Genomic DNA, 8948 nt, shown 5'->3' on the forward strand with positions numbered 1-8948 from the left:
TACAGTTAGCACAGAGATGTCTCAAAACAACACGTTGAGAAAAATCAACGGGAAACCTGAGGGACCACTCGAATGCATGCCAGAGAACAGTTTTTCGGGAATCAGAGCCAGAAAACGCTCTTCACATACAAGAGAAATCCTGTTATGAAACGCACCTCAAATTAGGGGGGTGTTGTTCAGAAATTACCGGGAAAGGAATCCCAATGGGTAAACCATTACACCTTGCAATCTTTAGTTTCGTTTTATGCGTTCTACCTGGAACGGGCTGCCAGATGGGAGGAGACGGACCCATTTCAAATACGCTCGGTTTTCGAGATCTCCCCAAACAGAGTGAACCTCCGGTCGAAGCAGAAGAAGAGATCGAAACACAAGTATCAGAAAAAAATGCTGATGAGTAGATTAGTAAACTATTGGAGGTAAACGACCTCAAGCCAAATAATTTCAAAGAGGTGCTACGATCTGCTGAAATTGAGCAATCTATTAAGCTGAGTTTACCGATGTTTTTTTATGTTAAGATCCTGATAAGTTTTTCACTGCAAGAATTGGTGAAATGGAACTCATTTCCACAAAGATGTGGAAACAAAATCAGGATATAAGTTGACTTGCACAAGGATGGAATAAGTCTACAAATGAACGGGCTGCGATTAATCTGCATTCTCTGCATTAGTACACTTCTGATTGGCACACAATCGGGATGCCAGGGATTGGCCAATAAAATGTTCCGCATGGACAGCAACGGACGCTCTCCTTTTTTTGGACTTGAATTTTATACAAAAAAAGAGAACCCCGTCTCGCTCCACAATGTTTCTCAGCAGCAACCCGTTGAACTGGAACCGGCAATCCTGCAGACAAAATCAGAAGAACCGTCACGTTTTTCCCGATTGCCCAAATGGCTGAACCCCATGTCGAAAAAATCGGAGCCAGGAGAGCGCATCCCTCTGCCCCGCACGGATCTTTCAAAATCTGAAGTGATCCTGGAAGAGCCAGCAAACGCAGCGACCGCGAATGACCTGGGCTCATCCCTCGAAGACTTTTAACGAACTTTCGGAGGGCTGATATTACGCGATTTGGGATCCAGTCAACTTACGGACTGGATTTCTGTTTGCGACGTGCATCCGCTTTTTGTTTTGCTTCGGCGATAAACGTTTCAGGATCATCTTCAAATGCCTGTTTGCATCCACTGCAGCAGACATAATATTTTTTGCCCTGATAACTGACCTGGATCGTACCGGTGCCTCCCGTCACAATGCATTCAGGACCTCCACTTCCCGACTCGGCCAGTCTCGTCCCCGCTCTGGTGTAACCTACCTCAGCCAGACGGTAATAAAAAGACTGTCCCTGATTACGTTGCTCAAAGAGTACCAGAGTTCGTTTTTCATTAAGACGACGAATAGAAATGCGATATACGGTGCCATCCTTACCAGGTGGTGAATCTAAGATTAACGTATCTTTGCTTAACTGACCTGTATAATCTCTTTTTTTACCATCGGGCATCACAGCCGACAACAAATAAGTCTTCTTCTGGGGATCATAAGAGAGCATCGCTGATTTGAGAAACTTTCCATCCTTAATCTGATAAGCGATACTGGTAGAGTCAGGACTGAATTTCCAAACCCACTCTGCTTTTTCCGACCAGGCTCCCCGTCGGGAATTTCGTTTAATCATCCCCACGCCGCGCCAACCACCAATCAACGAGTTAAACTCAGCTAATGCCTCTTTGACCGCAGCCCTGTCCTCTTTTGTTGAAGCAACTGGTTCACCCTGTGCCCCGGCAGAGATGAACAGCAGCAAACAGAGACATAAGAGACATACAACTGATTGATTTGAGATTCGCATCTGATGGATTCCAGACTGGCCAGGCAATTGAGGGTTCTACAGAATGAATAAACACCGAAATAGAGCAAACCGATCGCACCAATTGGTATTTTCTTATCCTAACACACAAAAAACCTGATGCAACGAAAGTTCAACTTGCATTCAACTCAGAGCATAAAGTGATATCGGATACCATCTCACCTGATGTCTCATAATACTCCAGCAATGAACTTCGGGTTTCCCTAACTTTGGAAGATCAATCAGACTCAGGCATTATGCCTGGGTAAGCTCTTTAAACTTTTCGTTCAAATCTCTAGTAACGGGGCCCGGTTTTCCATCACCAATCATGCGACCATCCAACTCGACAACCGGAATCACCTCGGCCGCTGATCCCGTCAGGAAACATTCATCGGCTACAAAAATATCGTGACGCGTGAAAGGCAGCTGCTCCACAGTGATACCGGATTGTTCTGCCAGTTTGATCACAGTATTTCTGGTAATGCCTTCCAGAATGCCAGCATCAACGGGAGGTGTTTTGACGATTCCCTGTTTGATGATGAAGATATTATCGCCCGTGCATTCCGCGACTTCACCTTTATGGTTCAACATCAAGGCCTCAATACAGCCCGCATCCGTGCCTTCGATCTTTGCCAGAATATTATTCAGATAATTTAATGATTTCACTCGTGCCGACAATGCAGCCGGATGATTTCGAATTGTCGCAGCGGTGATGATTTTCAGACCATCGACGTAAAGTTGCGGATCGTACAACGAAATACTATCGGCAATGATGATGACTTGAGGATTACTGGTCCGGCGGATATCCAGACCTAATGAACCAGCGCCGCGAGTAATCACCAGTCGAACATATCCATTTTCAATGTGATTAGCTGCAACTGTTTCGTTCACAGCTTTGATCATCTCGGGTTTCGAAAGTGGAATTTCCAGACGAATGGCCAAAGCACTCTCATACAAGCGGTCGATATGATCCTGCATCAGGAACACTTTACTCTTATAGACCCGGATGCCTTCAAAAACGCCATCTCCATATAATAGACCATGATCGAACACGCTGATTTTTGCATCTTCTTTGGGGAGTAGTTTTCCGTCAATATAAACTAGGAGCGACATTACAATCTGGTACCATTCTCAATTTAGGCCAAGACACGGCTGGCTGGTTTTTAGGTGGTATTTCAATCCTGTTATGAAATTGTTGAAATCCATTTCAGACTGAAGAATCACATGCAGTGGCTCACGCCATTGACACAAGGCAAGCGACAAGGGTTCACGAGAAGGGATAGGTCTTGACCGTTAGTGACTAAGCGGGAACCGACGCGATTTTAGATTTGCCCAGTACCTCGATCTGACCTTCCCGCAGACGAACCGTTCGATGTGCCTGCGCTGCAATCAAATTATCGTGCGTTACCATGATGATAGTCAGCTGCTCCTGCTCATTCAAGTTGGTCAGCAGGTCCATAATTTCTTTACCGGTACTACTATCCAGATTTCCGGTAGGTTCGTCAGCTAACAGGATTTGCGGCTTGGCGATTAACGCCCGGGCAATAGCGGCCCGTTGCATTTCTCCCCCGGATAATTCCGAAGGGCGATGCTTAATCCGATGGGACAAGCCGACTTTCTCAATGATCTCCAGTGCATCCTGCTTAAACTGTTTTCTTTTCTTCCAGTATTCCCATGTAGAGTAGCGGATCATCAGCGGCGAGAGCACATTTTCCAGCAAATTTAATTCGGGCAGTAAATGATAGAATTGGAAGATAAATCCGAAGACATGATTGCGAATTTGATCGCGAGCATGCTCGGGCAAATCATCGATCTGCTGACCTTCCAGATATATCTCTCCGACATCGGGAGTGTCCAATAAACCGAACAAATGCATCAATGTACTCTTTCCCGAACCCGATTGACCGACAATCGACAGGAACTCTCCCTTATTGACTTCAACGTCGATCCCGTGCAGGACCGGGATTTTGTGCTTATCTTTTCGGTAAGCCTTTTCGACGGCGATCGCCGCTAGTTGTGGTTGAGGCATGGAAATGGTCTCAGTCATGAATTCGTGCTCGACAAAAACGGAATAACGATGATTGCTGTAACGTTTCCTTTTTAGAACAGGGGTCTCATGAGAGACCCTTACTCATACCGCAATGATTCTACAGGGTGAAATCGTGCTGCTTTTCGCGCGGGTAATATACTGGCCAATACAGCAATGACCATGGCGCCAAATGCCACCCAGAAGACCATCATCGGTTCCACATGAGTGGCAATTTCCGGGAAGTAATAAATACGCTGATCAAAGACTTTGCGCCCTGTAATAAAGGTGATGAATTTTTCGATCTGGTTGATATATTTCACGAACAACAGTCCAACGATCACTCCCACTCCACTTCCCACCAGTCCTAATGCGAGGCCATAAGACAGAAAGATAGACATGATACCGTTGGAGCTGGCACCCAATGCTTTAAGGATGCCAATATCGCGCGTTTTTTCGAGGGTGATCATAAAAAAGATCGCCAGGATACCGAAGCCGGCCACGGCAATGATCAGAAACAACAGCACATTCAAGATGGCAGATTCCACTTCAACCGCCGCCAACAGTGGTCCCTGTTTGTCTTCCCAGGTACGGACACGGAACCGCTGGCCGGCGGGCAACGCTTCTTCGAGCTTGCTCACCACCATGGCTGCATCTTCCGGATTTTTCAGCTTGATCTGAATCGAGGTGATTGATCTTTCGTCACTTTCCGGGTCAATCATGTTCCGCATTTCCTGCAGATATTCCAGATTACAGAAGACCAGACTGCTGTCATGCTCGCTCATTTCACTTTTGAATAAGTCGATGACCGTGGCATTAAAATGAACTGGCTCTGGAGGACGACCGGCTGTGACAGTACTGATTTTCACATCATCACCCGGCTTGACGATTTGAAACATTTTTGTTTCGCCGGTATCCGGATCTTCATATGGAAAACTGACTAACCCGTAACCGATGTAAACCCGGCCCTTTAACGGGCTGCCAGGATCACGCTTCTCCGCTTTGTCAAATTTATCAAATACCGATGCTTTTAACTCTTTATCAAAAGGATTACTGAGTGACTCTGTATCTTCTGCTACCAGTGGCTTTGAATCGAAGGGAGACTCAGATGCAGGCTCGGAATCGAACTTAGGGGGGGCCAGTGGTTCAGCCGAATCAGGCTTCTCAACTAGCGTTACTTCTTCTTCCATCGGCGGTGGATTGTGATTCCAACGATCGACCATCCATTGCGCGCGAGTCGTCCATTCTTTACGATAGGCCATTGCTGTCGGCGACAATTCCCAATCGGGTATGCTTGCTTCACTGGTATTCACCAGATATTTAGAGAGCGGGCCGACCGTTGCTTTGGTAGCAGGATCGATACCGATCAAGGTCACCGGCTTGCTTTGCCACTGTGAGCCATATTGCACACTGAGCATGGCATAGATTTCCACCGTCGCCGTCATACCCTCTATGTCATTACCTACAGCGCGCTGGATGCGATCTTTAAGGTCCTGGGTATTGGGTTCTCCGTCGAGTGAATTCGTTTCCACAATGACATCTGCCAGAATGCCCCGCAGGCGATCCCGCATATCAGTGCTGAAACCATCCATCACGCTGTTGACGACAATCATCGTCGCCACACCGAGAGTCATACTAATGATACTGGCCAGCGCGATATATCGCGTTCTCAAGTATCGCAGGCAAAGTAGTGATTTGTACATACTGCCAATCCTTTGGCTGATTATTCTGCCGACAAGCATCATGATTCTTGTCGGACACGTCCTTGGTTTACTTGGTTGTCTTCGGTTGTCCTTCAGGCCTGAGCAGTGGGAAATAGATCACGTCGCGAATGCTATGACTGTTGGTCAATAACATCACGAGACGATCAATACCGATTCCCAATCCTCCAGCCGGAGGCATGCCCACTTTTAACGCTTTGATAAAATCTGTATCCATTGTCGCCATCGAGTCTTCTTCTGATTGCCCCGTTAACTGAGTGCGAAACAACTCTTCCTGCAGCAGAGGATCATTCAATTCCGTGTAAGCATTTGCCAGTTCCATCCCCTGCACAAATAATTCGAACCGTTCTGCTATATTGGGATCATCCTGCTTTCGCTTGGTCAACGGGCAAATTGATGCCGGATAATCAATCACGAACACCGGGCCGATTAAATGTTTCTCACAAGTGGCTTCAAATACCTCATTCAAAACAATATCCGGATGAACATTTTCCGTCTCGATGCCATGTTGCTTTGCTATTTCAGCGACTGCAGCCGGGTCAGTCGGTTCACAGCCGGCATGCTCTCTGACCAGATCGAAATACTTTTTGCGTTCCCATGGACTACTGAAGTCAATCGTTTGATCTTCTCCCCAGGGAAGTTGCATTGTATCGCTGATTGCTTTGACGGCATCAGTGATGATGGCTTCTGTCAAATCCATCATGGTTTCATAATCGCCATACGCCTGATAGATTTCGATCATCGTAAATTCAGGATTATGAGTAGCGTCGATCCCTTCGTTCCGGAAGACGCGCCCGATTTCATAAACACGCTCGATTCCGCCAACCATCAACCGCTTGAGATGCAGCTCCAGGGCAATCCGCATGTAAAGTTGAATTTCCAGTGTATTATGATGTGTGATAAATGGTCGGGCTGCGGCGCCACCGGCAACCGAGTGCAGCACAGGAGTTTCCACTTCTGCAAATTTGTGATTACGAAGTGTCTGGCGCACTGAGTCAATAATTTGACTCCGTGAAAGCATCTTTTCCAGAACGCCTTCGGTATAAATTAAATCGAGTGAACGCTGTCTAAGCAGTAGTTCTACATCTTTGACACTATGGTGTTTTTCCGGAGGCTGCGCCAGTGATTTGCAGAGCACCGTTAATTTTTTCACAAAGACTGAAATCTCACCCGTCTCCGTACGGCGTAGACAGCCATCGATTCCAATCAGATCACCCAGGTCCAAGGTGCCCATGAGCTCCCATTGCTCTTCGCTTAAGTCGCCTCGAGAGAAGAGCAATTGAATTCTGCCCGTCCAGTCTTTGATATCATAAAAACGGAGTTTTCCCGCTTTGCGACGCAGCATAATCCGACCAGCGATGCGAACCTGTTCGCCATCCACGCCTGATGCTTCCGGCGCCTGTAATCGCGCTTCCGCCATTGGAATATGGCCATCAAATCGCTGTCCCCAGGGATCGAGTCCCATGGATTGGATTTTCTCTAACTTTTTAATCCGTTCTGCTTCGAAACGGTTGGGTTTCACTTTGGACATTGAAATTTAGTAAGTCTATTCGAATATGTTTTACAGAATCTGACACATGAATTTTGAAACTATTCAAAAAGTGTGTCAAACAAGAGAATTTAAACCACTGAGAGAGGGGGGATAATGGCGAAATCTGCCGGTGGGGTCAATGGCAACCCATCGGAAATATACATAGAGACATCTAAATTGGTTTGAGATCTCAGGTTTCTGTTTTTCAAGTCAAATTGAATCATCCTGACAATCCCATTTCAGGGGGTCTGTTTCGTTCTGGCTGGCCCATATTTTCAAGGTGGGAAACTGCTGGTATAACAATTGTGCCATCTGCTCAATTGCCGGTCGTTCGGTGGCGTAATGACCGGGCAGGATCAAACCCATACCCAGTGCGCGGGCTTCTAGACAGGCATGAAACCTGGCCTCACCAGTCAAAAGCGCCTGACATCCATGGCGGTGAGCATCATCCAAAAATTCAGCTGCCGCTCCACAGGCGATACCGAGCCGGCGAATACGAAAATCTGGCTCACCCACAAATTGTAATGCTGTAATTTTAAGTGCCTGCTTTATCAACTGGTTGAGTTGTGCAAGCGTGAATTCTGCAGGAAGTGTCCCAAATCGACCTGCCCCCCTGTCAGGACCAACTGCCTGCTCTCCCTGAGCCGAAACGGGCCTGAGAACACCAATTTCTTCGAGCCCGAGTAAATTCGCCAATTGCCAGTTAATACCGCGATCGGCACTGTCATAAGAGGTGTGAGGGCAATAGACAGAGACTTTTGCCTGAATAAGGTCCAATAACATTTTGCCCTCGACCGACGCCGAAGTTATCTGTTGCACAGGTCGAAACAGGATCGGATGATGGCTGATAATCAGGTTCACCCCCGCTGAAATCGCTTCCGCGGCCACATCCGGAGTCAGTGTTAAGCAAGTAAGAACCTGATCCACTTTCCAGGTAGGGTCTCCGGTCAACAATCCCACATTATCCCAACTCTCAGCCAAATCGGGAGGGGCAAGGTTTACCAGGTAATCCTGAATTTCTGCTACGCTGATCATGAATTCGTACCCCACGTCTCCTGGGAAGCATCGATTTCTGCTCTCTGGAAAAATCGATTAAGTTCATCGCTTTGAGTTACAAATCTGAATTGATCAATGTATCATACAGCACTATACTTCGTTTAACCAAAGAACATACGATTCATTTCTTCGAAATAATACAAGGTTAAGACCATGAGTCTGAAAACACGATTGATTGCTTTATTTGTGGTTGCCTTCGGTTCCTGCATTGTTGTGAACGGACCTCAAATTCTGGTTTATCTGGCAGCACAAGCGATCATTTCAGGAACATTCATCACAATGTGCCTGAAGAAAGAACGTGAGATCATCGAAAAGCAAAATCAAGCCGATGCGGGATCAGAATAGCCTCGAAATTCAGAATCTCGTCTGCTTCTTTTTTAAAAATTGCGTTTCCCCGCCACAGAGATCGCTCTCTGACAAGACATTCCCGGTATGACTTCGTTAGAATATTGAAGATCGTTTGAATATCTCAATCATTCTCTCTATTCAATGAAATGCCTGAAGAATGTGCTTTCTCAATTCAAGTTCTGTGGTTCACAAAACGACACCTCAATCTTCAAAGCAAATTCGGAGAACCGGTTTTACTCTGATTGAACTCCTGGTAGTGATTGCCATCATTGCTATTCTAGTCGCATTACTGTTACCCGCTGTTCAGCAGGCACGCGAAGCCGCCCGGAGGAGCACTTGTAAAAATAATTTAAAACAAATCGGCCTCGCGATGCACAACTACCATGAAACATTTCGTACTTTTCCTCCCGGTTATGTGGAAGAAATTCTTCCC

At 46.5% G+C, this 8948-nt stretch carries 10 protein-coding genes; 4 read left to right on the forward strand and 6 right to left on the reverse strand.

From position 1 onward, the window contains the following. Positions 1–203 precede the first annotated feature (203 nt). Together Q0668_RS07355 and Q0668_RS07360 are read left to right on the forward strand one after the other, a co-directional pair. Positions 204–398: a hypothetical protein gene (locus tag Q0668_RS07355; RefSeq protein ID WP_298862085.1), complete on the forward strand. Its 195-nt coding sequence runs from the start codon at positions 204–206 to the stop codon at positions 396–398. A gap of 231 nt (positions 399–629) precedes the next feature. Continuing rightward, on the forward strand, positions 630–1037 hold the full coding sequence (locus Q0668_RS07360; protein WP_298862088.1) for a hypothetical protein: 408 nt from the start codon (positions 630–632) through the stop codon (positions 1035–1037). A 46-nt stretch (positions 1038–1083) separates the two neighbouring features. Here Q0668_RS07360 and Q0668_RS07365 read toward each other — a convergent pair whose 3' ends face one another. From Q0668_RS07365 to Q0668_RS07390, 6 genes are all read right to left on the reverse strand, one after another. Beyond that, complete coding sequence (locus Q0668_RS07365; RefSeq protein ID WP_298862091.1) at positions 1084–1836, reverse strand: YHS domain-containing protein; 753 nt, start codon at positions 1834–1836, stop codon at positions 1084–1086. A 252-nt stretch (positions 1837–2088) separates the two neighbouring features. Next, on the reverse strand, positions 2089–2946 hold the full coding sequence (gene ilvE / locus Q0668_RS07370) for a branched-chain-amino-acid transaminase (protein WP_298862093.1): 858 nt from the start codon (positions 2944–2946) through the stop codon (positions 2089–2091). A 187-nt stretch (positions 2947–3133) separates the two neighbouring features. Beyond that, positions 3134–3880: an ABC transporter ATP-binding protein gene (locus Q0668_RS07375; RefSeq protein ID WP_298862096.1), complete on the reverse strand. Its 747-nt coding sequence runs from the start codon at positions 3878–3880 to the stop codon at positions 3134–3136. A gap of 80 nt (positions 3881–3960) precedes the next feature. Further along, entirely contained in the window at positions 3961–5562 is a 1602-nt protein-coding gene (locus Q0668_RS07380) for an FtsX-like permease family protein (protein WP_298862099.1), read from the reverse strand. 67 nt (positions 5563–5629) lie between these two features. Continuing rightward, a complete protein-coding gene (gene lysS / locus Q0668_RS07385; RefSeq protein WP_298862102.1) occupies positions 5630–7111 on the reverse strand; it encodes a lysine--tRNA ligase in 1482 nt (493 codons plus the stop codon). A gap of 210 nt (positions 7112–7321) precedes the next feature. Then, entirely contained in the window at positions 7322–8146 is an 825-nt protein-coding gene (locus Q0668_RS07390) for a Nif3-like dinuclear metal center hexameric protein (RefSeq protein WP_298862105.1), read from the reverse strand. 174 nt (positions 8147–8320) lie between these two features. Between Q0668_RS07390 and Q0668_RS07395 the strand changes: the two genes are divergently transcribed. Continuing rightward, entirely contained in the window at positions 8321–8512 is a 192-nt protein-coding gene (locus Q0668_RS07395; protein WP_298862108.1) for a hypothetical protein, read from the forward strand. A gap of 160 nt (positions 8513–8672) precedes the next feature. After that, positions 8673–8948 (forward strand): DUF1559 domain-containing protein (locus Q0668_RS07400; protein WP_298862111.1); only part of this gene is annotated, 276 nt, incomplete at its 3' end.

Source organism: uncultured Gimesia sp. (genome assembly GCF_937910335.1).
Lineage (GTDB): Bacteria > Planctomycetota > Planctomycetia > Planctomycetales > Planctomycetaceae > Gimesia.

Bases quoted from the DNA above. Each gene is read 5' to 3' on its own strand.
- Q0668_RS07355 (WP_298862085.1), top strand. From the start codon at position 204: ATGGGTAAACCATTACACCTTGCAATCTTTAGTTTCGTTTTATGCGTT.
- Q0668_RS07360 (WP_298862088.1), top strand. From the start codon at position 630: ATGAACGGGCTGCGATTAATCTGCATTCTCTGCATTAGTACACTTCTG.
- Q0668_RS07365 (WP_298862091.1), bottom strand. From the start codon at position 1,836: ATGCGAATCTCAAATCAATCAGTTGTATGTCTCTTATGTCTCTGTTTG.
- ilvE (WP_298862093.1), bottom strand. From the start codon at position 2,946: ATGTCGCTCCTAGTTTATATTGACGGAAAACTACTCCCCAAAGAAGAT.
- Q0668_RS07375 (WP_298862096.1), bottom strand. From the start codon at position 3,880: ATGACTGAGACCATTTCCATGCCTCAACCACAACTAGCGGCGATCGCC.
- Q0668_RS07380 (WP_298862099.1), bottom strand. From the start codon at position 5,562: ATGTACAAATCACTACTTTGCCTGCGATACTTGAGAACGCGATATATC.
- lysS (WP_298862102.1), bottom strand. From the start codon at position 7,111: ATGTCCAAAGTGAAACCCAACCGTTTCGAAGCAGAACGGATTAAAAAG.
- Q0668_RS07390 (WP_298862105.1), bottom strand. From the start codon at position 8,146: ATGATCAGCGTAGCAGAAATTCAGGATTACCTGGTAAACCTTGCCCCT.
- Q0668_RS07395 (WP_298862108.1), top strand. From the start codon at position 8,321: ATGAGTCTGAAAACACGATTGATTGCTTTATTTGTGGTTGCCTTCGGT.